At 61.7% G+C, this 25,546-nt stretch carries 22 protein-coding genes and 1 tRNA gene; 13 read left to right on the top strand and 10 right to left on the bottom strand.

All coding sequences use genetic code 11. From position 1 onward, the window contains the following. Complete coding sequence (locus GTP77_RS24645; RefSeq protein ID WP_161074803.1) at positions 1-1,311, bottom strand: O-acetylhomoserine aminocarboxypropyltransferase; 1,311 nt, start codon at positions 1,309-1,311, stop codon at positions 1-3. 175 nt (positions 1,312-1,486) lie between these two features. On the opposite strand from GTP77_RS24645, the gene GTP77_RS24640 reads away from it, so the two are divergent. Beyond that, a complete protein-coding gene (locus tag GTP77_RS24640) occupies positions 1,487-1,942 on the top strand; it encodes a CBS domain-containing protein (protein WP_161074802.1) in 456 nt (151 codons plus the stop codon). A 165-nt stretch (positions 1,943-2,107) separates the two neighbouring features. Here the strand turns inward: GTP77_RS24640 and GTP77_RS24635 are convergent, their stop codons facing one another. Continuing rightward, complete coding sequence (locus tag GTP77_RS24635) at positions 2,108-4,369, bottom strand: GGDEF/EAL domain-containing response regulator (RefSeq protein ID WP_161074801.1); 2,262 nt, start codon at positions 4,367-4,369, stop codon at positions 2,108-2,110. A 250-nt stretch (positions 4,370-4,619) separates the two neighbouring features. Between GTP77_RS24635 and aroC the strand changes: the two genes are divergently transcribed. Then, positions 4,620-5,723 carry a chorismate synthase gene (gene aroC, locus GTP77_RS24630; protein WP_161074800.1) on the top strand — a complete coding sequence of 368 codons (1,104 nt, stop codon included), beginning with the start codon at positions 4,620-4,622 and terminating at the stop codon, positions 5,721-5,723. A 57-nt stretch (positions 5,724-5,780) separates the two neighbouring features. Continuing rightward, positions 5,781-6,953: an MFS transporter gene (locus GTP77_RS24625; protein ID WP_161074799.1), complete on the top strand. Its 1,173-nt coding sequence runs from the start codon at positions 5,781-5,783 to the stop codon at positions 6,951-6,953. Here the strand turns inward: GTP77_RS24625 and GTP77_RS24620 are convergent. The 3 genes from GTP77_RS24620 to GTP77_RS24610 all read right to left on the bottom strand — a co-directional run bounded on the left by GTP77_RS24620 (position 6,950) and on the right by GTP77_RS24610 (position 10,957). Continuing rightward, positions 6,950-7,588, bottom strand: a complete 639-nt coding sequence (locus tag GTP77_RS24620; protein WP_161074798.1) for a PEP-CTERM sorting domain-containing protein — start codon at positions 7,586-7,588, stop codon at positions 6,950-6,952. The two genes, GTP77_RS24625 and GTP77_RS24620, sit on opposite strands and share 4 nt — an antisense overlap. A gap of 124 nt (positions 7,589-7,712) precedes the next feature. Beyond that, a complete protein-coding gene (locus tag GTP77_RS24615; RefSeq protein ID WP_229202356.1) occupies positions 7,713-9,209 on the bottom strand; it encodes an HDOD domain-containing protein in 1,497 nt (498 codons plus the stop codon). After that, positions 9,206-10,957 (bottom strand): putative bifunctional diguanylate cyclase/phosphodiesterase, encoded by a 1,752-nt coding sequence (locus GTP77_RS24610; protein ID WP_161074797.1) that lies wholly within the window; start codon positions 10,955-10,957, stop codon positions 9,206-9,208. Before GTP77_RS24610 ends, GTP77_RS24615 begins: the two co-directional genes overlap by 4 nt. A gap of 275 nt (positions 10,958-11,232) precedes the next feature. On the opposite strand from GTP77_RS24610, the gene upp reads away from it, so the two are divergent. The 3 genes from upp to GTP77_RS24595 all read left to right on the top strand — a co-directional run bounded on the left by upp (position 11,233) and on the right by GTP77_RS24595 (position 12,755). Beyond that, positions 11,233-11,883: a uracil phosphoribosyltransferase gene (gene upp, locus GTP77_RS24605; RefSeq protein ID WP_161074796.1), complete on the top strand. Its 651-nt coding sequence runs from the start codon at positions 11,233-11,235 to the stop codon at positions 11,881-11,883. Positions 11,884-11,900: 17 nt separating this feature from the next. Beyond that, entirely contained in the window at positions 11,901-12,263 is a 363-nt protein-coding gene (locus GTP77_RS24600) for an Hpt domain-containing protein (RefSeq protein ID WP_161074795.1), read from the top strand. Between the two features lie 288 nt (positions 12,264-12,551). Continuing rightward, the gene (locus GTP77_RS24595; RefSeq protein WP_008448165.1) at positions 12,552-12,755 is read left to right on the top strand and encodes a cold-shock protein; all 204 of its coding nucleotides are present in this window, start codon (positions 12,552-12,554) and stop codon (positions 12,753-12,755) included. Positions 12,756-12,834: 79 nt separating this feature from the next. Here GTP77_RS24595 and GTP77_RS24590 read toward each other — a convergent pair whose 3' ends face one another. Next, positions 12,835-13,761 carry a LysR family transcriptional regulator gene (locus tag GTP77_RS24590; RefSeq protein ID WP_161074794.1) on the bottom strand — a complete coding sequence of 309 codons (927 nt, stop codon included), beginning with the start codon at positions 13,759-13,761 and terminating at the stop codon, positions 12,835-12,837. A gap of 162 nt (positions 13,762-13,923) precedes the next feature. Here GTP77_RS24590 and aceB point away from each other — a divergent pair, with 162 nt between their 5' ends. After that, positions 13,924-15,522, top strand: a complete 1,599-nt coding sequence (aceB, locus tag GTP77_RS24585) for a malate synthase A (RefSeq protein WP_161074793.1) — start codon at positions 13,924-13,926, stop codon at positions 15,520-15,522. A 123-nt stretch (positions 15,523-15,645) separates the two neighbouring features. On the opposite strand, the gene GTP77_RS24580 is transcribed toward aceB, so the two are convergent. Then, a complete protein-coding gene (locus GTP77_RS24580; protein ID WP_161074792.1) occupies positions 15,646-16,296 on the bottom strand; it encodes a 2-hydroxychromene-2-carboxylate isomerase in 651 nt (216 codons plus the stop codon). Between the two features lie 10 nt (positions 16,297-16,306). Beyond that, on the bottom strand, positions 16,307-17,098 hold the full coding sequence (gloB, locus tag GTP77_RS24575; RefSeq protein ID WP_161074791.1) for a hydroxyacylglutathione hydrolase: 792 nt from the start codon (positions 17,096-17,098) through the stop codon (positions 16,307-16,309). 14 nt (positions 17,099-17,112) lie between these two features. On the opposite strand from gloB, the gene GTP77_RS24570 reads away from it, so the two are divergent. From GTP77_RS24570 to GTP77_RS24550, 5 genes are all read left to right on the top strand, one after another. Next, positions 17,113-17,901, top strand: a complete 789-nt coding sequence (locus GTP77_RS24570; RefSeq protein WP_161074790.1) for a class I SAM-dependent methyltransferase — start codon at positions 17,113-17,115, stop codon at positions 17,899-17,901. After that, entirely contained in the window at positions 17,894-18,331 is a 438-nt protein-coding gene (gene rnhA, locus GTP77_RS24565; RefSeq protein WP_161074789.1) for a ribonuclease HI, read from the top strand. The genes GTP77_RS24570 and rnhA overlap by 8 nt, the downstream gene beginning before the upstream one ends. Positions 18,332-18,409: 78 nt before the next feature. Then, positions 18,410-19,123, top strand: coding sequence for a DNA polymerase III subunit epsilon (gene dnaQ / locus GTP77_RS24560; protein ID WP_161074788.1), 714 nt, complete (start codon positions 18,410-18,412; stop codon positions 19,121-19,123). A gap of 60 nt (positions 19,124-19,183) precedes the next feature. Next, positions 19,184-19,258, top strand: a tRNA-Val gene (locus GTP77_RS24555). A 124-nt stretch (positions 19,259-19,382) separates the two neighbouring features. Next, entirely contained in the window at positions 19,383-20,696 is a 1,314-nt protein-coding gene (locus GTP77_RS24550; RefSeq protein ID WP_187358841.1) for a site-specific integrase, read from the top strand. Between the two features lie 89 nt (positions 20,697-20,785). Here GTP77_RS24550 and GTP77_RS24545 read toward each other — a convergent pair whose 3' ends face one another. After that, complete coding sequence (locus GTP77_RS24545; protein WP_161074787.1) at positions 20,786-21,685, bottom strand: hypothetical protein; 900 nt, start codon at positions 21,683-21,685, stop codon at positions 20,786-20,788. Positions 21,686-22,439: 754 nt separating this feature from the next. Between GTP77_RS24545 and GTP77_RS24540 the strand changes: the two genes are divergently transcribed. Further along, positions 22,440-24,260 carry a DUF4209 domain-containing protein gene (locus tag GTP77_RS24540; RefSeq protein WP_161074786.1) on the top strand — a complete coding sequence of 607 codons (1,821 nt, stop codon included), beginning with the start codon at positions 22,440-22,442 and terminating at the stop codon, positions 24,258-24,260. Positions 24,261-24,747: 487 nt separating this feature from the next. On the opposite strand, the gene GTP77_RS24535 is transcribed toward GTP77_RS24540, so the two are convergent. After that, positions 24,748-25,362 (bottom strand): hypothetical protein, encoded by a 615-nt coding sequence (locus GTP77_RS24535; RefSeq protein ID WP_161074785.1) that lies wholly within the window; start codon positions 25,360-25,362, stop codon positions 24,748-24,750. Positions 25,363-25,546 lie beyond the last annotated feature (184 nt).

Raw genomic sequence — 25,546 nt, 5'->3', positions numbered from 1 at the left:
TCAGCCTCCTTTCTGCGACAGCTTGAGGCCGCGCGCCAGGTCTTCGATCAGGTCGTCCGCGTCCTCCAGGCCGACGGAGAGGCGCATGGTGCCTTCGGCAATGCCGGATGCAGCCAACTGCTCGGCAGGCACGCGGAAGTGCGTGGTGGACGCCGGATGTATCACCAGCGACTTGGCGTCGCCCACATTGGCCAGGTGCGAGAACACGGCCAGGCTGTCGGCAAAGCGGCGGCCGGCGGCGCGGTCGCCCTTGATGGTGAAGGTGAACACGGCGCCGCAGCCTTTGGGCAGCAGGGTCTTGGCCAGCTCGTAGTCCGGATGCGATTCCAGCTCGGGATAGGACACCGATTCCACCGCCGGATGCGCCAGCAGGAATTCCACCACCTTGCGCGTGTTGGCGACGTGGCGTTCCATGCGCAGGCCCAGCGTCTCTATGCCCTGCAGCACGGCGAAGGCGTTGTGCGGACTCATGACGGCGCCGAAGTCGCGCAGGCCCTCGCGCCGCGCGCGCAGCGCAAACGGCGCCACGGTGGACTCTTCGGCGAACACCATGCCGTGGAAGCCGTCATACGGCTCGCACAGTTCGGCAAAGCGGCCGGTCTGGTCGTAGGCGGCCTGCCAGTCGAATGTGCCGCCGTCCACCAGCAGGCCGCCGATGGCGGTGCCGTGCCCGCACAGGAACTTGGTGGCGGAGTGGAACACCAGGTCGGCGCCGTGGTCGAAGGGCTTGAGCAAATATGGCGTGGTGAAAGTGGAGTCTACCATCAGCGGCAGATGGTGCTCGTGCGCCAGCGCGGCCACGGCGGGCACGTTCAGCACGTCCAGGCCCGGATTGCCCAGCGTTTCGGCGAACAGCACCTTGGTCTCGGGGCGGATGGCGGCGCGCCAGGCGTCGATGTCGCGCGGGTCGACAAAGGTGGTGGCGATGCCGAAGCGCTTCAGCGTGTAGCCCAGCAGGTTGTGCGAGCCGCCGTACAGCGCCCGCGACGCGACGATGTGCGATCCGGCGCCGGCGATGGTGGCCAGGCCGAGGTGCATGGCGGCCTGCCCGCTGGCGGTGGCGATGCCCGCCACGCCGCCTTCCAGCGCGGCGATGCGCTCTTCCAGCACGGCGTTGGTGGGATTGGAAATGCGCGAATAAACATGGCCGGCGCGCTCCATATTGAACAGGGCGGCGGCGTGGTCCGAGTCGCGGAAGGCGAAGGAGGAGGTGAAGTGGATGGGGGTTGCACGTGCGCCGGTGGCCGGGTCGGGCGCGGCGCCAGCGTGCAAGGCAAGCGTATCGAAGCCAGGGTAGTGGGGACCGCTCATGAATGTCTCGTTATGGTTATTGACGTGGCAAGATCCTACCGCGATTCGGCTGGCAGCAACAGCGTGCAATATTTGATATTGCGCAATGCTGGATTTTTTGCCGGGCATACGCTACATTCGCAGTAAGGCTTACAATAACTACAAAACCCCATTCACACGGACAGGACGGCCCAAAATGAAAGTCTCCGAAATTCTGCAAGTTAAAGGCAATATCCTCTACACCATCACGCCTGATCAGCCGCTGGCCGACGCCGCCACGACGATGGCGGAAAAGGATATCGGTTCGCTGGTGGTGATGGAGTTCGGCGATCTGGTCGGCATGCTGACCTTCCGCGAAGTGCTCAAGGCGCTGCATGAGAACAAGGGCTCGGTGGGCGGCGGCACGGTGCGCAAGCACATGGAGGACCACCCGATCACCGTGACGCCGGATACCGAAGTGAACGAAGTGCGCCGCATCATGCTGGAGAAGCACGCGCGCTATCTGCCGGTGATGAACGCGAAAACCCTGCTGGGCGTGATCTCGTTTTACGACGTGGCGCGCGCGGTGCTGGAGCAGCAGAGCTTCGAGAACCGCATGCTGAAAGCCTACATCCGCGATTGGCCGGCCGAGGAAGAACAGCCGGCGGACTAAACCGGCTCCGCAAACAAAAAACGCTATCTTCGGATAGCGTTTTTTTGTTTGCGCCGCGGTTTGGCGGGTTACGGCGTGCCGCCTAACCCGCCCTACGTGAATGGGTACTTTGCTGGCTGGCGGGAAGGCTTAGGGCGGGTTAGGCGTAGCCGTAACCCGCCAGCGTTACGCGACGCCTTCCAGCGCGTCGTTGCTAAGCCAGCCGTTGAGGGCGTCCGCCGTCATCGGGCGGGCGAACAGGAAGCCTTGCGCGAGCGGGCAGCCCAGCGCTTGCAGGATCTGCGCCTGGCGTTCGTCTTCCACGCCCTCCGCAATCACCGCCAGGCCGAGGTTGCGGCCCAGCTGTATCACCATCTCGGCGATGCTGCTGCCGCGCGCCGAGCCGGTGATCTCGGTGACGAAGGCCCGGTCTATCTTCAGCCGGTCGATCTGCAACCGCTGCAGATAAGACAGCGACGAGAAGCCGGTGCCGAAATCGTCTATCGCGATGCTGACGCCGGTCTGCTTGATCTGGCCCAGCATCTTGATCAGCAGGTCCGGTTCTTCCATCGCCATGGACTCGGTAATCTCCAGCTCCACGAACTCCGGCGGCGCGCCGGTGTCGGCCAGCGCGCGGCGCAGCATTTCGAGGAAGTAGGGATGGCGGAACTGCACCTGCGATACGTTGATCGACATGGTGAAGTTGTCGTGGCCGGCGGCGCGCAGCGTCACCAGTTCGCGGCAGGCGGTGCGCATGACCCACTCGCCCAGGTCGATAATCAGGCCGGAATACTCGGCAATCGGAATGAAGCGGTCCGGCGAGATGAACTTGCCGTCCGGCGTTTGCCAGCGCAGCAGCGCCTCGGCGCCGACCGGGCGGCGCGTGGCCAGGTCGATCTGCGGCTGGTACACCACGAACAGCTGGTTCTGGCTGAAGCCGGTGCGCAGCGCATGCATCATGCGCACCCGCTCGCGGATCTCCACGCCCATGCTGCGCGAGAAGTAGAAGTGGCCGGCGCGCTGCTGGGTCTTTGCGCGCTTGAGGGCGATGTCGGCGTCTTTCAGCGCGTCGGCGCCGGTGCCGTCATGCTCGCCCAGGCGCACCAGGCCCAGCGTGGCGGACAGCTGCACGTCCTGGCCGTCTATGCTGAACGGCACCTGGAACAGCGCCAGTATCATGGCCGGATTCACTTGCGCGGCGTCGCCCAGCACGCAGAAGATGTCGCCGCCGATGCGCGCCACCGTGAGCTGCTGGCCCAGGCTGGTTTGCAGGCGGTCTGCCACGGCCAGCAGCAGCAAGTCGCCGAACTGGTGGCCGAGGGCGTCGTTGGTTTCGGCGAAATGGTCCAGGTCCACCAGCGCCAGGCTGGCGTCCTGCTTGGCCGGACCGGCCAGCGCCGCGTCCAGGATTTCGACCAGGCGGGTGCGGTTGGGCAGCTTGGAGAGCTGGTCGTAGAAGGCCGCATTGTGCAGGTGCGACACCAGCTCCACGTTGTCCAGGCCCACGGCCACGTTGCTGCAAAAAACTTCCAGCAGCCTCTCCTCGATCTCGCTGATGGGACGGTCCACCAGCAAATACGCCACGAAGGCGCGGCTGGCCTTGCCCGCGAAGTACAGCGTGATGGCGCCATTGCCGTAGTGGTTGCGGCGTTCGTCCAGCGTGTGTTCCATGGCCTCGGAGACGCGCTGGTCGTTGGCGCTGGTGACCTGCAGGCCGTCCAGGTGGGAGAAACTGCCGGCGGCGGCCATGGCCATCAGTTCGTGGCAGCCGCTGTCCGGGCATTCCTGCACGCACAGCACGCCGTGCGCCGGCTGGTGCAGCAGCGAGGCGATCTGCGCCAGCACGCCGGCGGCGAAGTTGTGCACGCCGTGCAGCGACATCAGCTCCGTGCTGGCGTGGACGATCTGGTCCAGGCCGCGCCGGCTGTTGCTGATCTTGCGGATTTGTTCGTAGGAGCGTATCGCCGCCGTGACGGTGGTAAACAGCTTGATGCGGGTCAGCTCGGACTTGGTCTTGTAGTCGTTGATGTCGTAGTCGCGGATGGCGTCGATTTCCGGCGCGTAGCCGGGTTGGCCGGTGCGCAGGATGATGCGCACGTCGGCCAGTTTCAGCGTTTCGCGGATGTAGCGCACCAGGTGCAGGCCGGCGTCGTCCTGTTCCATCACCACGTCGAGCAGGATGACGGCGATGTCCTGCTCATGCTTGAGCATTTCGCGGGCCTGGCTGGCGGAGTAGGCGTGCACGAATTCCAGCGGCCGCTGCTGCATGTCCAGATTGCCGAGCGCGAAGGTGGTGGTCGAGTGGACGTCTTCGTCGTCGTCGATAATCATCACGCGCCAGACCTCGCGGGTGGGGTGCGCCGCCGGCTCGGCCGGATGTTCTTCTAAGAATACCAGATCGTCTTGATCGTCCTTGTTTTGGTCAAGGGGCGTGATCGGTGCGGGCATGTGTCGCTTCTCCAGATATCTCGGTGTTCTTGGTTCAAGTATATAGCGAATTGTTAAAGAGAACGATCATTTCAGTACTTTCCTAGTACCAATAACGACATTTTATCGTTATAGCAAGCGCATTGTTAAATTTGGATTTATATATTGCAAGTTTTAGTACTTTTACGTACTGTTTTGGCATGATTGCCACGGGCAAGGCGGGGGACTGGTAGAATTGAAGGATTCCCTCAGTCCACTCATACTTCTACCTATGTCCGGCAACTCCTTTGGCAAGCTGTTTTCTGTAAGCACTTTCGGCGAATCGCATGGTATTGCGATCGGTTGCGTAATTGACGGCTGCCCTCCGGGCCTGGCGCTGAGCGAAGCCGATATCCAGCCCGAGCTGGACCGCCGCAAGCCCGGCACCTCGCGCCACGTAACCCAACGCCAGGAACCGGACCGGGTGGAGATCCTGTCCGGCGTGTACCAGGGCGTGACCACCGGCACCCCGATTGCGCTGCTGATCCGCAATGAGGACCAGCGCAGCAAGGACTACGGCAACATCACCGAAAGCTTCCGCCCTGGCCATGCGGACTACACCTACTGGCACAAGTACGGCGTGCGCGACCCGCGCGGCGGCGGCCGCTCGTCGGCGCGTCTGACGGCGCCCATCGTGGGCGCGGCGGCGGTGGCCAAGAAATGGCTGCAGCAGCAGTACGGCACGGTGTTCAAGGGCTGCATGAGCCAGCTGGGCGACATTCCGGTGCCGTTCGAGGGCTGGGAGCATGTGCCGAACAATCCCTTCTTCGCCGCCAGCGGCGACGCGGCGCTGATCGCCCGCATGGAGGACGCGATGGATGCGCTGCGCAAGGACGGCGACTCCATCGGCGCGCGCATCGACGTGGTGGCGCAGAACGTGCCCGTGGGCCTGGGCCAGCCGATCTACGACAAGCTGGACGCCGACATCGCCTACGCCATGATGGGCATTAACGCCGTGAAGGGCGTGGAGATAGGCGCGGGCTTCAAGTCGGTGGCGCAGCGCGGCACCGAGCACGGCGACGAGCTGACGCCGGGAGGCTTCATCGGCAATAACGCCGGCGGTGTGCTGGGCGGCATTTCGACCGGGCAGGACATCACGGTGTCGATCGCCATCAAGCCCACGTCGTCGATCCGCACGCCGCGCCGCTCCATCGACAAGGAAGGCAATCCCGTCATGGTGGAGACCTTCGGCCGCCATGATCCCTGCGTAGGCATACGTGCAACGCCGATCGCCGAAGCCATGCTGGCGCTGGTGCTGATGGACCACGCCCTGATGCACCGCGCCCAGTGCGGCGACGTGCGCGTGGCCACGCCGGATATCGCGCGCGGAATCTGAGGCAAGGTCAGGGGTCGGACCCGATGGGTCTGACCCCAGCAGTCTGCAGTCCCCTATATGCCCACACAGTTTTTCAGCTTCGGCTCCTTCCTGTTTTTCTACTACGCCCACGCGGGCACTTTCTCCACTTACGCCAGCCTGTTCTTCGCGGACAAGGGCTTGACGGTGGCGCAGATCGGCGTGCTGATGTCGCTGATCCAGGTGCTGCGCATCTTCGGCCCCAACCTGTGGGGCTGGGTGGCCGACCACACCGAGCGCCGCGTGGTGGTGCTGCGCATGACCGGCCTGGCGGCGCTCACGGCCTTCTCCGGCTTCTTCATCGGCTCCACCTTCGCGCACTTCTTTGCGGCCATGGTGCTGCTCAACCTGTTCACCAGCGCGCAAGGCCCGATCTGCGAGGCCCTGATGCTGTCCGAAATGCGCGGCGACCTGACGCACTATGGCCGCATCCGCCTGTGGGGTTCCATCGGCTTCATCATCGCCACCATGCTGACCGCCTACGCCTTGGACTACTGGGGCACGCGCGCCTTGCCCTGGGCTGCGGGCGCGCTGCTGGTGTGCGTGATAGTGGCGGCTTTCCGCATGCGCGAGGTGCCGCGCATGCAGCACGCGGGGCCGCGCCCGGCGCTGCTGGCCGTGCTGCGCCAGCGCGAGGTGCTGGCCTTCTTCGCGTCCACCGCGCTGATGGTGTCCGCCCATACGTCGCTGTACACCTTTTATTCGCTCTACCTCGAGCGGGCCGGCTACAGCAAGACGGTGATCGGGGCCATGTGGTCGACGGGTGTGGTGGCGGAGGTGCTGCTGTTTTATTTCCAGGCGCCGCTGCTCAAGCGCTGGGGCGCGCAGCGCATGCTGATGCTGGCGTTCGCGGCGGCCGTGGTGCGCTTCATCATGATAGGTACCGGCGCGCACTGGCTGGCGCTGCTGGTGCTGGCCCAGCTGCTGCACGCTGCCACGTTTGCGCTGCACCATTCATCGTCCGTACTGGCCATGCAGCGCTGGTTCGCCGGGCCGCTGCAGGCGCGCGGACAGGCGCTGTACATCAGCATTTCGTATGGGGTGGGCGGCACGCTGGGCGGACTGGGCTTGTCGCAGTGCTGGGAAAGGCTGGGGGCGGAATCGATCTACTACGTGGCCGCCGCGCTGGCCGCATGCGCGGCCGTTGCGGCGGGGCTGTCGTTCCGCTGGCAGAGGCAGGGCCAGGCCGCCAGCGGAAGCAGCGGCGCTTAGTTTGCTGCTGCCTTGCGGCGGCGGATCAGGGCCAGCGCACCCAGGCCCAGGGAGGCCAAGGCCAGCGAGCCAGGCTCAGGAACGTTGCTGGTCTGTGCCGGGGTTGCGTAGAACGCGCCGCCGAAGCTGGTGCGGGTGTTGCCCTGCAGTACGCTGATATTGTTGATAGCCTGGAAGCCCGAACCGGTGTTGGCCTGGAATTGCAGGTTGGCGGTGAAGCTGGCTGCCGAACTGACGTTGACCACGGCGCCGGCGGCCGCATTCATGTCGGCAATGGCGCTGGCGAGCAGCCATGGGGTGGCGCCCAGGCCGCCGATGTCGATCAACAGGCGCATCTGCACGGTGCCGGTGACGCCATTTTGCTGGTCGTACCAGTTCGTGACGCCGGTCCAGGTGGCGGTGGTGCCGTTGATGCTGCTGAAGGTCAGCGGGTCGACCGAGCCGTCCAGCGCAGCGCCTGGCAGGGACGCCGTGCTGGCGCCCCAATACAGTTGGCCGAACGCGCTGGTGTTGAAGCCGCTGTAGGTGTTGGTGCGGCCGCCGGTGGCGCCCTGGGTGCCGGCGCCGGAAAAGGTAACGCCGCCCGGTGGTGGATAGGATGGGGTCAGGGTGGCGTGCGCGATGCAGTGCGGCATAACAAGCAAGATGCAAGCCAGGAGGCTTGCCCGACGAGAAAGTTGCGTAAATGCAGTTACTTATAGGCAAGTAATTGTGTCATGGGGCATCTTTATTCTGTAACGTGTAAAGTTTTTCGACACTTTACGCGACCCGGTTGCCCACCGTCTCCAAGTGCAAGCGGCGCTCCACCGCCTTGACGACCAGGGCGCGCATGTCGTTGAGCAGGCTGAATTCGGTCTGGCTGAGCTGGATGGGCGGGAAGGATTCGTCCCAGTCGCCGTAGATAAAGCCGGCCGGCTGCGAGTTCGATTGCAGCGGCAGGATGACGAAGCTGCGCGCTTCGGACAGGGTGGACTTCCACCAGGCCGGCAGCTTGGTGGCGAATTTAGGATCGCGCGCGTTTTCAATGAAGATCACGCGGTCGCTATTGAGTGCGGCGTGGAAGACGTTGGGTTCATAGGCTTCGTTGAACACCATTTCGCCCAGCTTGTCCTTGACGCCTTCACCGAAGCACATCTTGGCGGCGTAGCGGCCCTCACGGTGGTTGCGCACAAAGGCGACGGCGCGCGAGAAGTCCAGTCCCTTGTACACCGTCTCGAGCGCGATGGAGACCATTTGCCCCGGGCTGGCCGAGTCGACCAGGTCGCGCATATCGGCCAGGCCGCTGAGCAGGATGTTGTTGCCGGCGGCGCGCTGGCGCGTCTTGGCCAGGGCCTTGGCGCGGCGTTCGGCCGGCTTGGACAGCGGCGCGATGGACAAGTCATTGGCCGCCACTTCCTTGGCCCGTTCTATGGCCGCGCTCATTTTTTCGGCGTCCACGCCCAGCATGCCGGAGTAGCTTTCGGTGATGCGCTTGACTTCCTCCGCGCCGGCTTCGTCGTCGTGCCACAGCGCGTCCGCGCAGCGGGCCGACATGGTGGACAGGCCGGCGATCCAGTCGGCGTGGCTGACTTCCTGGCCATCTTCGGGCGGCGCCACGCTGCGCATGCCGCTGATCAGATTTTTCGGCAGGCCCCAGTGGGCTGCTGCCGCGCTGCCCACGTCTTCCATGCTCAAGCCCAGCACCTGCATGGCGGCGTCGTTCTCCTTGTCGATGCCGGCCAGCTTCTGCATTTCGCTCCAGCGCTCGGGCATGTAGAAGGTGATCATCATGCGGCCCAGCGTGTGCAGCAGCGAGCACACCACGGCTTCTTCCGCGTGGCGGCTGTTGGCGCTGGTGGCCACCTGCTGCGCCACCATGCCGGCCAGCACGGCCTTTTCCATTTCAATATGGGCGCAGGAGGAGCCGGCCACCGAGTCGGTCGAGGTGGCGGACAGTTCTTCAATCAGCTTCAGGCCCAGCGCCAGGTGGCCGATGGCCTCCGTGCCCAGCACCAGCACCGCCTTGCTGACGGTGTTGACGTGCTGGCCGAAGGCCGAATACATGCCGCTGTTGGCCAGGCGCAGTACCTTCTGCGTCAGGACCGGGTCCGACAGCACCGTCTGCGTCATGTTGAAATCGCTCTCGTCCTCGCCGCGCATGGCGCCGAGGATGGCGGAAATCGCCTTGGCGAAGCCGGGCATGTCGCCCTGCATGCGGGTGCGGTCCCACAGCAGGGACAGGGTCTTGGCGCCGTCGGCTGTCTGCGCCTGGTTCATGCCTGCACCTGCCTCGGATCCGGCCTGGAATCCAGCCGCGTCTCCTGCGGCACGAGATTGGCGTAAGTGCGCTCGCGCAGGGCCGCCATGGCCACGTGGGCAGCCATCGGCTTGCCGGTGAGGTAGCCCTGGATGTACTGGCAGCCGCGCTCCTGCAAATGGGCCAGTTGCTCTTCGGTTTCCACGCCCTCGGCCACCACGGACAGGTCCAGGTGCTTGGCCAGGTCCAGCACGGCGTTGCAGATGGCGCCATCCTTCTGCGAGCCGGGCAGGTCGCGGATGAAGGCGCGGTCGATTTTCAGCACGGAGATGGGGAAGCGCTTCAGGTAGGCCAGCGAGGAGTAGCCGGTGCCAAAGTCGTCAATGGCGATGCGCGCCTTGCGCTCCGCCATCCGGGTCAGGATCGTTTCGGCGTGGGCCGGATCGATCATCAGCGTGCCTTCTGTAATTTCTAGTACCAATTGCTCACCTGGGAGGCCGGAGAACGCCATTGCGTCGTCCAGTACGTCGAGGAATTTGTCGTTGCGGAATTGCCGAGGGCTAATGTTAACAGAAATATACAATGGCCGCTTGGCAACCTCCTCGAACTGCTTGAGCTGCACGCAGGCCGCCTTCAGCGCCCAGGCGCCGAGCAGGTTGATCAGGCCGTTGGTTTCAGCGATCGGAATAAAGCGCACCGGCGGCACCATGCCCAGGGTAGGGTGCTTCCAGCGCATCAGCGTTTCAAAGCCTTCGATCTCGCGCGTGCGGGCGTCCACGATGGGCTGGTAGTACAGCATGAATTCGCCTTCGCGCACGGCCTGGAACATGGCCGCTTCCAGCGAAATGTCGTGCTCGGGCGGGCCGCTGAGGCGGGCGCTGTAGACCACGCAGCGCGCCTTGCCGGTTTCCTTGGCGCGCGACATGGCGGCGTCGGCCAGGGCCACCAGCCGCACTTCGTCTTCGGCGTGCTGCGGATAGACCGACACGCCGACCGAGGCGCCGAGGTAGATGGTGTGGCTGTCGATTTCAAACGGCGCCTGCAGCGTGGCCAGCAAGCGGCCCGTGACCAGCTTGATCTGGGCTTCGGTGGCGGTGCCGGGCAGCACGGCCACGAACTCGTCGCCGCCGACGCGGGCCAGGGTGTCCGAGTCGCGCAGGGTCTTGCGCAGGCGCGCGGCTGCCATGCGCAGCACCGCGTCGCCCACCGGGTGGCCCAGGCCATCGTTGACTTTCTTGAAGCCGTCTATGCCCACCGTCGCCACCGAGAAGCCCTGGCCGGAACGGCGCGCCTGGGCGATGGTCATGCGGATGCGGTCGGACAGCAGCAAACGGTTGGGCAGTTCGGTCAGCGCGTCATGGGTGGCCATGTGGCGCAGGCGTTCTTCGGTGGCTTGCTGGGCGGTGAGGTCGCGGCCCACCACCAGGATGCCCGGCGCGGCGCCGCCCTGGCCGTACACGGACAGGCGCAGCTCGAACCAGACTTCGTTTTGTTCGCCCTTCAGGCGCAGTTCCACGCACCCTGCCGTGGCCGACTGAACCAGTTCCGTCAGCGCCGCCTTCAGCGCCGGCAGGTCCGTCTCGCTGGTGACGTTGGCCAGGGGCTTGCCATCCAGTTCCAGGCCCGCCAGCGTTTGCGCGCGTTTGCTGGCAAAGAGCACTACGCCTTGCAAATTGAGCCGGAAAACGACATCGCCAGCCTCCTCTATGAGGCTGTCCATCTCGTTGTGGCTGGCGCGCAGGGGCAATGATGGGGCACTGGATAGCATTGTGTCAGTCTATCTTTCAGAACTATTGTTGCAAAACCAAAACGAAATGTATCACTGTTGGCGCGCGAAAAACATGAAAAATGACAACATCTATGCATGTTTTGCAAAAAAGCCCTGGGGCGGCTCGAAAAAGCCCTTTTACAGAGTAGCAGATGGGCAAAGTTGCCGCAAAAACGGGCATCCGGCGGGGGCTGGAATATTTTGTCCAAAAGCTTTCCACCGGGGCCGGATGGCTGGGATAATGCGGCCTATAACTGATTAGATATGAGCACCCCATGAAACAAGACCCGCGCTTCCCCAATTTGTTCATCACCGACCATCCGCTGATCCAGCACAAGCTGAGCCATATGCGCGACAAGGCGACCTCTACCCGCACCTTCCGCGAGCTGCTGAAAGAGATCACCCTGCTGATGGGCTACGAGATCACCCGCGACCTGCCGCTGGGCACCCGCGAGATCGAAACCCCGCTGATGACCATAGCTGCGCCCGTTATCGCCGGCCGCAAGCTGGCCATTGTCCCCATCCTGCGCGCCGGCATCGGCATGAGCGATGGCCTGCTGAGCCTGGTTCCATCGGCCCGCGTCGGCCACATCGGCGTGTTCCGCGATCCGGACACCCACCAGCCTGTGGAATACCTGGTGCGCCTGCCGGACCTGGTCGAGCGTACTTTCATCCTGTGCGACCCGATGGTTGCCACCGGCAATTCCGCCGTGCACGCGGTGGACGTGCTGAAAAAGCGCGGCGTGTCGGACGAGCAGATTATCTTCCTGGCCCTGGTGGCCGCGCCCGAAGGCGTTGAAGTGTTCCAGAAGGCCCATCCCGGCGTGAAGATCTACTGCGCCTCGCTGGACAGCCACCTGAACGAGCACGCCTACATCGTGCCCGGCCTGGGCGATGCGGGCGACCGCATCTTCGGCACCAAGTAAGAAGGAGAGGGCAGAGCGTGGCGACCCTGGTGGATCCGAACTTCCGTGCGCGGCTGGCCGCGCTGGGCGACAAGTACGCTGCGGGCATACCCGCCACGCTGCAAGCGATTAATGCTGCCTTGTCTCTTTGCCGCAACGCCGACGCGGATGCCGCCGCGCTGGAAAAACTGCACGCTTTGCTGCACGGTGTAGCGGGCTCGGCGGCGACATTCGGCTACGCCGCGTTTGGCGCCGAAGCGCGCCGCTTGGAGCAGGAGCTCTTGCCGTTGCTGGGGAAACGTCCTGACGAGCTGACCGGCTGGGCGGCGCTGGCGGCGCAAGTCGAGCGCTACCTGGCCTGGGCGGCGCGAGATCCTAAAGCGCCGGTTTTCGAGGCCTGAAACCGAAGTTTCTTCGCGCTCGTTTGATTTTCCTCAAGCGCGATCTCCGGATCTTGTCTATAGTGACACTTATGCCGCGCGAATTTGTGCTCGGGGAGATCTGGCTAGATGGCTACACCACCGAAGTCACATCCTTGCATTTATTTTCGTGAAAACGAGATTTTTTCGTTTTATTCGGTATAATGCGGGATCGTTAGATTCAAGAGTAGTGCAGTTTGTCTGTCATTTCTTACTTGCTTCAAACGATATCACGGGCGCAAGCCCAACTTAACTGAAATAGGAATTGTAATGGCAACTGGTATCGTAAAATGGTTCAATGATTCGAAGGGTTTTGGCTTCATTACCCCTGACGAAGGCGGCGAAGATCTGTTCGCTCACTTCTCGGCTATCCAATCGGCTGGCTTCAAATCGCTGCAAGAGAACCAGCGCGTTTCGTTTGAAGTAACCGCCGGCCCTAAAGGCAAGCAAGCTTCGAACATTCAGCCACTGTAATACGCTGAATCTTACGAGATGAAGAAATCCTCGGTTTCCGAGGATTTTTTTTCGTCTGTACGTTTGGTGGCTTCTGGGGTCAGACCCCTGGGGTCAGACCCCTGCCGTTGCGCCAGTAACCAGGCTGCGCGTAGGTACGGCGCAGGAAGTCCACGAAGGCCCTGATCCGCAGCGGCAGATGGTTGCGCTGCGCGAACACCGCATAAATATCATTCCCCGGCGCCGCATACTCGTCAAGCACGGTGCGCAGCCGTCCGGCCTCGATATCGCCGCCCACCTCCCACATCGAACGCCACGCCAGCCCTCTGCCGGCCAGCACCCAGTCGTGCAGCACCGCGCCGTCGTTGCAGCCCATATTTCCGCTCACTTTCAGCGTAACGATCTTGCCCTCGTGCCGGAACGTCCAGCCGCGCTGCGAACCGTCGCTGCTGATGGCGAGGCAGTTGTGCTTGTTAAGGTCGTCCAGCGAGCGCGGCGTGCCGTGCCGCTTCAGATAGGTAGGCGTTGCCACCAGCACGCGCTGGTTGTCGGCGAGCTTCACGCCCACCAGGCTGGAATCCGACAACGAGGCGATGCGGATCGCCACATCCACCCCTTCGCCGATAATGTCCACCACCCGGTCGTTCAGGTTCAGCGTGGCGCGCACGTCGCGGTGTTCGGACAGGAAGGAGGGCAGCAGCGGCGCCACGTGCTGCCGCCCAAACCCGGCCGGCGCGGACACCAGCAAGTGACCTGTTGCGCGCGCGCTGCGTTCCGCCACCGCCGCTTCGGCATCTTCCAGCTCGGTGAGGATGCGCTGGCAGTCCTCCAGAAACGCCGCGCCTTCATTGGTCAGCGCCAGCTTGCGGGTGGTGCGCTGCAGCAGTTTCACACCCAGCCTTTGTTCCAGCGCATCCAGCCTGCGCCCAATAACGGCGGGCGCTATGCCTTCCGCGCGCGCTGCGGCCGACAAGCTGCCCTTGGCCACCACGTCCACAAAAGTGGAGATCTGCCTGAATTGTCCCATCGATGTTCCAGCCTCTGTTTTTTCTTCACTTGTGCAAAAAACGCATAGATGAAGTGATTTTTAGTCTTGTTTGCATAACTATTTAGTGAATATACTGGAAAAAACAGCAAGACGCCTAGCGCCTATACTGAGGCATTCACACCTACCACCATCGGAGATCTCATGACGCAAGCCACCCTCACTCTGCCAGCAGGCATGGAAATTACCGGCGCCATCAAGCCCGGCTACGAAACCGTACTGACTCCCGCTGCGCTGGCCCTGGTGGCCAAGCTGTCGCGCGAGTTCGAGCCGCGCCGCCAGGAACTGCTGGCGATCCGCGTGGCGCGTGCCAAGCGCCTGGATGAAGGCGAGCGTCCGGACTTCCTGAAGGAAACCGCGCACATCCGCGCCGGCGACTGGACCATTGCGCCGATTCCGAAAGCGCTGGAATGCCGCCGCGTGGAAATCACCGGGCCGGTGGAGCGCAAGATGGTCATCAACGCGCTGAACTCCGGCGCCGACAGCTATATGACCGACTTCGAAGACTCGAACACGCCGAACTGGGACAACCAGATCAGCGGCCAGGTCAATATGATGGACGCGGTGCGCCGGACCATCTCGCTGGAGCAGAACGGCAAATCGTACAAGCTGAACGACAAGACCGCCACCTTGGTGGTGCGTCCGCGCGGCTGGCACCTGGATGAAAAGCACGTGCTGGTGGACGGCAAGCGCATCTCGGGCGGCATTTTCGATTTCGCGCTGTTCATGATCCACAACGCCAAGGAGCAGCTGGCGCGCGGCGCCGGTCCGTACTTCTACCTGCCGAAGATGGAATCGCACCTGGAAGCGCGCCTGTGGAACGACATCTTCGTGATGACGCAGAACGAACTGGGCCTGCCGCAAGGCACCATCAAGGCCACGGTGCTGATCGAAACCATCCTGGCCGCGTTTGAAATGGACGAGATCCTGTACGAACTGCGCGAGCACAGCTCGGGCCTGAACGCCGGCCGCTGGGACTACATCTTCTCCTGCATCAAGAAATTCAAGCTGGACAAGGACTTCTGCCTGGCGGACCGCGCCAAAGTGACCATGACGGCGCCGTTCATGCGCTCCTACGCGCTGCTGCTGCTGAAGACCTGCCACAAGCGCAACGCGCCGGCCATTGGCGGCATGGCCGCGTTGATCCCGATCAAGAACGATCCGGAAAAGAACGACGTGGCCATGGGCGGCGTGCGCAATGACAAGGCGCGCGACGCGACCGACGGCTACGACGGCGGCTGGGTGGCGCACCCTGGCCTGGTGGACCTGGCCATGGGCGAGTTCAAGAAAGTGCTGGGCGACGCGCCTAACCAGATTGGCAAGCTGCGTCCCGACGTGGAAGTGACTGCCGCCGACCTGTTGAACTTCCAGCCGGAAGCGCCGATCACCGAAGCGGGCCTGCGCTACAACATCAACGTGGGCATCCACTACCTGGGCAGCTGGCTGGGCGGCAATGGCTGCGTGCCTATCCACAACCTGATGGAAGATGCGGCCACCGCCGAGATCAGCCGTTCACAAGTGTGGCAATGGATCCGTTCGTCCAAGGGCACGCTGGAAGACGGCCGCAAAGTGACCGCCGAGATGGTGCGCGCGATGATTACCGAGGAACTGCCGAAGGTGAAGGCGTCGGCGCCGGACGGCAGCAGCATGAACTACGAGCGCGCCGCCGAGATCTTTGAAGAGATGTCGACGTCCACCGCGTTTGCAGAGTTCCTGACCTTGCCGCTGTACGAAGAAATCTAAGCGAGCTGGCGGGTTACGCGGCTCCACCGCTAATCCGCCCTACGCATCATTCGTGCATCGTGCATCGTGCAATTGCGGGGGGCGGGTTAGCGCAGCGTAACCCGCCAATGCAGGCTGCTAGCGTCAAGCAGCCCTGCGCTGCGCCAGCGCCGGCCTATCCAAAAACGCCTGCAGCGCAACTTCGTCAATATGGTTGCCCGCCAGGCGCCACAGCAGCGAATCAATCCGGTCCGCACCCCAGAAAAACTCCCCCTCAAACGCAAACGTCGGCACGCCAAACACGCCCGCCGCAATCGCCTGTTCAGTCGCAGCCGCCAGCGCCTGCTTCACCTCCGGCGACACCGCAGCCTGCGCCAGCGCGTCCCCATCCAGGCCGCACCCGTCGGCCAGCCCGGCCAGCACCGCCATATCCGACACATCGGCCCCGCGCTCCCAGCAGGCCGCATACATGGCCAGCACAAAACGCTTGCGCGCCGCCGCATCGCCAATCGCGGTACTGATGCGCAAGGCCGGCAACGGATTGAAGGGATGCCCCGGCGGCCCCACGAAAGGCAAGCCCTTGGCCGCCGCCAGCCGCATCACATCGCGGAAGGTGTGTACGCGCTTGGCCGGAATCTCGGCCGGGCCTTTCTGCCCGTGCGCATTGAGCATGGCCGCAAATAGCACCGGCACGAACTCCACCGTGCATCCCGCCGCTTCAATGCGGCCGATTTCCTTGGTGGCCAGCCACGCGAACGGGCTGATGGGGTCGAAATAGCATGTGACGTGCTTCATCCTGCCTCGCTTAGAAAGAGTTTTTCCACTGCCGCAGAGCCGCGAACACGGCCACCGGCGCTTCGCCGCCTTGCAATTTCCCCGCCGCCACCAGTTGAGCTGCAATCTGCGGCTCGGCATACCGCAGGAAGGGATTGGTTTCGCGCTCCATGCCCACGGTGCTGGGCACGGTGGGCACGCCTTGCTCGCGCTTGGCCGTGTCCGCCTCCACGCGCGCCTGCAGCGCCGTGTTGCCCGGCTCCACCGCGCTGGCAAAGCGCAGGTTCGACAAAGTGTATTCATGCGCGCAAAACACCTTGGTGGCTGCGGGCAGGGCGGCCAGCTTGTTCAGCGAGTCCACCATCTGCGCCGGCGTGCCCTCGAACAGGCGGCCGCAGCCGCCCGCGAACAAGGTGTCGCCGCAGAACAGCCAGGGCTCGTCGCCGGAGCGTACATAGGCGATGTGGCCCAGCGTGTGCCCCGGCACTTCCAGCACGGACAGCTGCAAATCCAGCCCCGGCACAGCCACCGTGTCGCCCTCGGCCAGCGGCTGGGTCACAGCGGCGATGCCGTCATTGCGCGGCCCGAACACGGGCACGGCGTAATGCTGCAATAATGCGGGGACGCCGCCCGTGTGGTCAGCATGGTGATGGGTGAGTAGAATGGCGGTAAGCGCCAGTCCGTGCGCCTTGAGTGCGGCCAGGATGGGTTGCGCATCGCCGGGGTCCACCACGGCGGCGTGGACGCCGTCATGGATTAACCACAGATAATTGTCATTGAAGGCGGGAACGGTGAGGACGGCAAGCTTGCGGGCAGTAGTCATAGGGAAAGAGCGGCATGGATAGCGCGGCATCCGAAAAATCCATTATAGCGCTGGACGGCTGGCTGCAAACGCCGCCGGGCGCCTACGTGCGCGCCTGGGAGCAGGCGCGCCTTGATGAGCTCACGGCAGACATCTTCGGCTTCAACGCCGTGCAGATCGGCCTGCCGCAAATCGACGCCTTGGCCGCCAACCGCATGCCGCGCAAATGGCTGGCCGATACCCGCCCGCGTCCGCTGCGCATGGCCGACGGCAGCGAGCTGCGCCAGGTGGCCGTCACGCTGGACTACGCCGAGCTGCCGTTCGCCTCGCAAAGCCTGGACCTGGTGGTGCTGCCGCACGTGCTGGAGTTCGCCGCCGAACCGCACCAGGTGCTGCGCGAAGTGGAGCGGGTGCTGCGGCCGGAAGGCCAGCTCATCATCTGCGGCTTCAATCCTGCCAGCTTGTGGGGCTTGCGGCAAGTGACGGCGCGCATCACCGGCAACCATTTCCTGCCGCGCGATGGCGAATTCATCTCTATGCTGCGCCTGAAAGACTGGTTAAAATTATTGAATCTGGGCGCCACGCAAAGCCATTTTGGCTGCTACGCGCCCGCTTGCCGCACCGAAAAATGGCTGCAGCGCTACGCCTTCATGGACAAGGTGGGGTCGCGCTCGTGGCCGTATCTGGGCGCGGTGTACATGGTGCAGGCGGTCAAGCGCGTTAAAGGCATGCACCTGATCGGTCCGGCATGGACCAAAAAAACGGCCACCGCCCCGGCGGGCGTGCCGGCAACGAACAAAAGGCGGGAACAGCAGGATGGATAAGGTTGAGATTTTTACCGACGGCGCATGCAAGGGCAATCCCGGCACAGGTGGCTGGGGGGCGTGGCTGCGCGCCGACGGCGCCGAGAAGGAAATGTTTGGCGGCGAACTGAATACGACCAATAACCGCATGGAATTGCGCGCCGTGATCGAATCGCTGAACGCGCTCAAGCGCCCCTGCGACGTGGTGCTGCACACCGACAGCCAGTACGTGCAAAAAGGTATCAGCGAGTGGATACACGGCTGGAAAAAGCGCAACTGGATGACCTCGGCCAAGGAACCGGTCAAGAACGCCGACCTGTGGCAGGCGCTGGACCAGGCGCAGTCCGTGCACAAGGTGGACTGGCGCTGGGTGCGCGGCCACAACGGCCATCCGGGCAACGAGCGGGCCGACCAGCTGGCCAACAAGGGCGTGGACTCGGTCCGCAAATAAGGGGCGGGCAAACCCGGCCCCTGTGGCCGGGCTTTGCTATACTGCCCGGCTTGCTCTTAGTCTTTCCTGAAGAAATCCATGCGTCAAATCGTACTCGATACTGAAACCACCGGCATCAACCCCAAACTGGGCAACCGCGTTATTGAAATCGGCTGCGTCGAGCTGGTCAACCGCATGCTGACCGGGAATAACTTCCACGTCTACATCAACCCGGAGCGGGATTCGGAAGAGGGCGCGCTGAACGTGCACGGCCTGACCACCGAGTTCCTGAGCGACAAGCCCAAATTCCGCGAGATTGCGCAGCGCTTCCACGACTATATCCAGGGCGCCGAGCTGGTGATCCACAACGCGCCCTTCGACATGGGCTTCCTGAACCACGAATACCGGCTGCTGAACATGCCGCCGCTCGAGGGCCACATCAGCGGCGTGATCGACACGCTGGCGGTGGCCAAGGAAATGCGTCCAGGCAAGCGCAACTCGCTGGACGCGCTGTGCGACTTCTTCGGCATCTCCAACGCCCACCGCAAGCTACACGGCGCGCTACTGGATGCTGAGCTGCTGGCGGACGTCTACCTGTCCATGACGCGCGGCCAGAACAGCCTGGGCATGGACGTGGAAGAGGAAGTGCAAGTGGGCGGCGTGCTGCTGGAGCCGGTGCCGCTGGCCGACATCATCGTGCTGCCCGCCAGCGACGACGAACTGGCCGCGCACGAGGACACGCTCAACGGCCTGGACAAGGCGGTGAAAGGCAGCTGCATCTGGCGCGCGGCGCTTGCCCTGCCGGCTGCGTAAGAATTTTCGAGCGGGCCCTTTTACAAATGTAATCGGTGCGCTATAATGCTCGCACTCAACGGGAGGTTAGCTCAGGGGTAGAGCACTGCATTCACACTGCAGGGGTCGCAAGTTCGAAACTTGCACTTCCCACCAGAATTTTTGTTTGGAATCAAAGGCTTGGCGCTAGCCGGCAGTGGTTCGAAGCAACGCCCAGCCGGGCTTTTGGCGCAAAAATAGGGGAATTCGACAAACGATTCCACCAACGCCAAAGGCCATCATGGCATCATCCATTCCTCGCGGCATCCGGGTCATCGACTGGAAAAACGCCGACAAATCCAAATCCATCCGTTATCGAGTGCGCGTAGAGCGCGGCGAGTTCGTCGTCGATCGCTCCTTCGAAGAGCTTGAGCGGGCCAAACTGTTCCTTGAAGACACCAAGACGCCCCAAGGCCGGCTGCTGATCGCGCAGGGCAAGGACCGCGCGTCGCTCATGGTGTCCGAGGTCGAGCGGCTGGCGGTGGAGTTCATCAAGGAGGGCCGCTGCTCCCTGGGCCACGCCATCGACAGCTACATCAAGGCCTACGTGCAGCCGGGCCTGGACTCGAAGGTGGACAAAGAGCGGCAAACTGCCAAGGCGGCGAGAGCGCGGCTGATGGGATGTCGCCGCGTCTTGATCCCCAGCTACAAGCTGAGCTTCTCCGCGCCGAGCGGGCCGCTGGCGACGCTGGGGGAGTTCGCGAAAGGGCGCGAGCTCAAGGAGATAGGCGACTTCTATATCGACGAGCTGACGGAGCAAGATACGACGGAATACATCAGCGCGAGATTGGGGAAGGGGCGGGCGAAGAGCACGGTGAAGCGGGAGGTCTACGCGCTGCAATCGGTGGTGAACAAGCTGCGCTACACGGACAACAAGGCGTGGAAGCGGCTGGCGGGCCACAACCCTTTCATCCTGGCCGACAAGAGCAAGCTGAAGGGCGGGGAGAAGCGCCGCCGCCGGGTGATCACCGAGGCCGAGGAGGAGGCGTTGTTGACGGAGCTGCGTCGGTGCCGGAACCCGGAGATGCCGCTGGTGTTCGCCGTGGCGCTGTCCACCGGCATGCGCAGGGCCGAGGTGCTGGGGCTGCTGTGGAGCCAGGTGGACCTCAAGCGCGGGGTGATCAATCTTGACCCGGACCAAACCAAGGCGGACGAGGATCGCCTGGTGATCCTGCTGCCCGAGGCCGTGGAGGCGTTCAAGGCGATCCCTGTCACGGACGAGCGGGTGTTTCATTACAAGATCGAGGGCTTCAAGACCAACTTCCGCCGCGTGCTGGAGCGCGCGAAGCTGGAGGACATCCACATGCACGACACGCGCCGCTCGTTCATTTCAAGGGTGCTGAAGACCATCACCTCGTCGTCGGTGGTGATCGCGGACATGATCGGGGCGCGGAGCGTGTCGAATTTGGAGAAACGCACGATCGACCGGGTGCGCCAGAACGACATGATCGAGGCGGGCGGGATCAGGACGGAGCAAGAGCTGCGTTGGACGGTGCACCACAAGGACGGGCAGACGACGTCGCGCTACACCAACATGGCACCGGAGAAGGAGTAAGCAAAATAGGTCTCTGTGCCAATATTGTGTATCAAAAAGATGCATGGGAGAATACGTGATCGTCACATCGATATATTCCCCATGCATTATTATTTTTTGAATTTGAAAGAAATAGTATTTTTAACAGAGCGGGCGAGAGGCCGCAAAACTGGTCTAGCTAATTGAATTTTCCTCTGCAAGATGGAAATTTCATCTAGGAGGATGCTATATTTTTTATTGTCATTTAAAATATTCGGAAAAAGATTGATGTGATACGTGCAATCGTATGATACGGTCTCAACGTCAGCTCTGTGATCCACTATTTTCTTTTTCACTGAGACTTTCATTTGACTAAGAAAATCTTGCAAACCTTTGTCTCGGGTTAGAAATCTGACATTTTGGGAGTTTCGATGTTGACTGCGAATATAAGCTAATTGAGAAATAAGCAATAGATCAAGCAAGGCATTGTAAGCATGCTTTTCAACTCCATCGGGAGGTGATGCGTTCGGCTTTAATACCTTTTGCGCTCCAATGTTGCCGTGCAGGCAAGCTAGTCCGCAAACGACAATAGGGTGGCCAGGGTAGTAAAAGTTATCTACAACAAAATCCAATATTTCAGTTCGGACCTTTTTTGCTTGTTCGTGAGGAACGGGATCAGCTAATTTTCTCTGTAAGAATTTTACTAGTGGAGCATATTGGGCGACGTCGTCTTTTGTTTTTTCAGAAAACGCCTCAATCATTTGAAAAGAATTTTTTTGCAAAAATAACGCATCTGTTTTTGCTTGCTTGTAAAATTTACCTATCTCGTTCGTTTCATCAGAAAGTGCGTCATGCATGTTTGTCATTGATTGAGGCTGCTTCAGGCTTCCCTCAATGATCGACATAAGTGGACTCACAAAATTGGTGGACTTATCAATAGATAACGCCAATTTAAAATCGTGATCCCTTCCGCCTTTATTGTATTTTCTTATATCGCTTACTATGTTTCTATCGATCAGAAATATATTCACAGCCACCTCTCGAAATACGCGGGATCTTTCAAGGTAGAAATATACCATCTAAACCGTTTCCGCGCAGGCCAACATGCCTGCTCAAGATGGTGGCAGGTCCCATTGATGAAAGAACGTGTAGACTTGAAGAAATGGGTAGTGAGACATGATCGAGGAGGGCGGGATCAGGACGGTGCACCACAAGGAAGGGCAGACGACCTCGCGCTACACCAATATGGCGCCCGAGAAGGAATAGCTTCCCACGAGATGGCTTGGGGCGGCTCAGTCGGGAAAATCCAAGCCGCAGAATGAAAAAAAGCCCCGATTCGAATCGGGGCTTTTTATAGGTGAGGGCTAATACCGTTCGCTGCGAGGCCTGCCGTGATAGCGCAAATGGCGCTGGTCAATGACTTCGATAAGACGAGTGTAACTGCTGAAATGGTGTTTGTATCCATAGTAAAGCCTCCCATAAAGTTAAGAATTGCGTTGAAAATAAGTCCAAATTGATCCAGAGGGATCGACAGAACAAAGCAAATCATGCACAAGATGGCAGACCTCAGCAGCGGCGGGTTCGAACCGCCCACACCTCCAAAGACTGTAATGCGGAAGCGAGCGCCATTATACCCGTTAACAACGAAGCCTGCTGTGGCTGGCAATCGGGCGTGAGGGCTCTAGGCTGCTCCGGTTGGTAATGTCCCGGACGTTGGCGATAGCCGCGCTGGCAACTCTGCGTTAAAGTGGCGAATCGACGTCTGTTTGCTAAGGCAGCAAAGCTATGCCGGTATCTGTTTTGCCCGCGATTCGGAGTCGCATCGCCGAGGTCGAGGCGACATCTGGGTATTTGGCGCTGCGCCCGTTTTCCGTGGAGCTTGAGAGGCTTGTTCCTGGCGAGCCCTCGTTGACGGAAGACGAGCGGCGCGGATGCGCGGCCGAGATCGTCGGGCACCGATTCGTCGCCACAAGGCCGGGGGATCGCGGCCCTTGGGAATCCTATTTTGGCCCCGTCTCGTCTGGGCTAGACGCCAATGGAGCGGAGCAACATTTCCCCGACGCCGAACAGATCGATCGCGAGGTCATCGAATATTGGAAGGCCCGTTCGGAGCAGAGCCCTCATCCTATGCTACAGGCGCGCTACGCGGATTTGGCTTGGGAAATCGGCAGGATATGGAATAGGGCGCGCCCGACCGAGCCGTCGATCGCGTTGCCGCGCGAGCTGGCGCAGAGGGCAATTGACGCCTACTTGGACTCTCTCAGGCTCCTTGATCCGGCGGAGCCCTTGAGGCTGCTTGAGGCCTGGCGGTGCTTGGACCGCGCGTTGGGGTTGGCGATATCCGTCAAGGATGCCGCGCGGATTGAGCGCGCTAAGCTCGCGGCCTTCGCTTTCAACCGGACAAATCGAGCAGCAGGGCAGATGGGCCAGTGGTGGTTGATCGATGACTTCGCGTTCGACCGCAAGGGGTTGACGCTGGCGGACGCTGAGCGGGCCGAGTTGCTGGGCTGGCTTGAGGAGTCGTTGGCCGTGTGCGCCGACCTATCGGATCGTCAGCGCTTCGATCCGCATCAGGCGCTGCAGGCGGCCGACAGAATAGCCAGGTGGGGAGCCAAGGAGCGTAAGCCGGAGCAGGGCGTGGCCGCGCTAAAAAAGGCGGGGATGGCTTTTGAAACGTTTGCTAAACAAAGCAACGCCATGACGGCGACCGCTTGGCTTGAAGACCTCAGCGTCCGCTACCGACAGAGCAACTTGGCCGAGGACGCTTCCCGCGTTGACGCCGCCATCATCGAGCGATCGGAGGAGGCAAGGCAATCCTTGAAGCTTGCTTCTGCCGAGATCAACGTGTCAGCGGAAGAGATGGAGCGATGGCTTGACGCGTTGACAGCGGGTTCGGCGAGACTTGCGGCCGCGCGCATTGCCGTCCATTTGATGTCCAAGCCAGAGGACATGCGGAAGCAAGTGGAAGAAAACGCCGCCAATGCGCCGATCCACGCCAACATCTCGATCGCAATCATGGACGACAACGGGTTTACGGCGGCGACTATCGGCTCGGTCAAGGACGACATGCCGGGCCGGATCGTCAACATGGCGGCGAATTATATCGGCGCGTCCAGCCCATGGCTTCATCAAGCGCTTCAACGGCTCAAGGCGCGCTGGCAGGTCGATGCCGACGGGCTGCTGGCGTTCCTGAGCCAAAGCCCGCTGTTCCCTGAAAGCTCGCTTGGATTGCTCAAGGCTGGAGTGGAGGCGTGGTTTGCGGGAGATTTCGTCAAGGCCACGCATGTGCTCGTGCCTCAGGTGGAGGCGGGTTTGCGCGAAATGCTAAGGGCGTTCGGCGAGTCCCCGATGAAGCATAATCCCCGAGAAGGAGGGTTTGAGTCCATCGGCATGGGCGCGCTGCTGATGAACGAGGTCTTCAAAGCGAAGGCGGACCCGAAGTTCCGATTGCACATGCGAGCGCTCTACACCAGCCCCAAGGGGATCAATCTGCGAAACAAGGTTGCCCATGGACTGGCGAGCTCCGATGGATTTGGCTTGAGCATGGCGAACTGGGTGATCCACAGCCTGCTCGCGATACGAACTTTTGGCCATCTTGAGGATTGACGGCGGCGAGGAATGATGGAAGAGGCGCTGGATTGGATTTAGATGGAGGCGACGACATGGGAGGCGCTGGACCGCCTGCACAGACTACCAGATAGCGCTCCGTTGACGACGCGGGAGGCCGCGTTGTTCTTACGAAGCTCGGTCAGCGCGCTCGAAGCGTTGCGTCGGCAAGGAGCTGGGCCGACGTATGTGCAGCTTGGCGCGAGAGGCACGGTCGGCGCCAACCAAAAATGTCTATATCAAAAAGGCGACCTGTTGGCCTGGCTGGAAGCGCACAAGGTGAAGTCGGTTAGGCAGGCGGCCATCCGAAAGGGACAGGTGTAGGGCGACGCCTTTCTTCCTCGCGATCTGCCAGCTGATCGAAGCGTCGGCAGCCAACGGAGCGGGAATCGCGTGCGAAGCGAGAGCCATTGGATACGGAGAGTTTTTTCTGATACACCTGACGCACCATTGCGCGGTGCACGCGCGGTGCGCCGTCAAAAGCGGTCTAGGGCGATGGCGGCGCCGTCGGAGGCTGCGTAGGCGCGGTAGTTGAAGCGTTCGCTTTGCATTGGCTCGCCATCTCGAGCGCTCGTTGGAATGGCCCGGCCAATGAGCCATTTAGATCAGCATGTTGAGCCAGCACCGCCACTTTGTCGGGAGCGCTGAGCGCGCCGTTAAAATCCAGCCAAGCCAATAAGTGGGGCGTGGTCTGGGTGAGGTCATGGCCCGATTCTCGAGCAAGCTTGGCAGCCTTCACATCGTCGGTGATGACGGCTTGGCGAATCCTCATCGCGAAGGCAATCGAGGATAGTTCACCTTTGCCAAGCTTCTTTCGTCCCTCCAGCGAACTGACGACGCGCAGGTCGTCAATGCTGCAAGTGTGGCTTGGAAATCCGCCCAGAGATTGCTCCCGCACCAGTCGTTTTCTTAGCTCTATGTCCGACGCCTTCGCTTCGGAACGGGGCTTGATAAGCAGCTCGTAACGGACGACATCTGTAATGCAAAAGGAGCATCCGGCATTTTTTGCGGCGGAGTGTAGCGTTTCAGACGACAGAATATTCCAAACGGAGCATGTGTCCGCCACGTTCACTGCATGGAAGTGGGCAGGGTTAATGGCCATGGATCGTCCGTTTATAGAGAGAGGCCACCTCGTTGAGCTCGCTTGGGCTACGCAAAATGCGGTGGTCAAGTAATTTCGGACACTACGATAGGTTCATGCACTGCCATTTTCCGTTCATAGACGGCGGGCGGCAGATTGCCCAGTGCTGAATTGATGCGCTTGCAGTTATAGAAGCCGACGATGT

The organism is Pseudoduganella aquatica (assembly GCF_009857595.1).
Lineage (GTDB): Bacteria > Pseudomonadota > Gammaproteobacteria > Burkholderiales > Burkholderiaceae_D > Rugamonas > Rugamonas aquatica_A.
The sequence above is the reverse complement of the archived record's forward strand: the minus strand, read 5'-3'. Positions and strand labels throughout refer to the sequence as shown.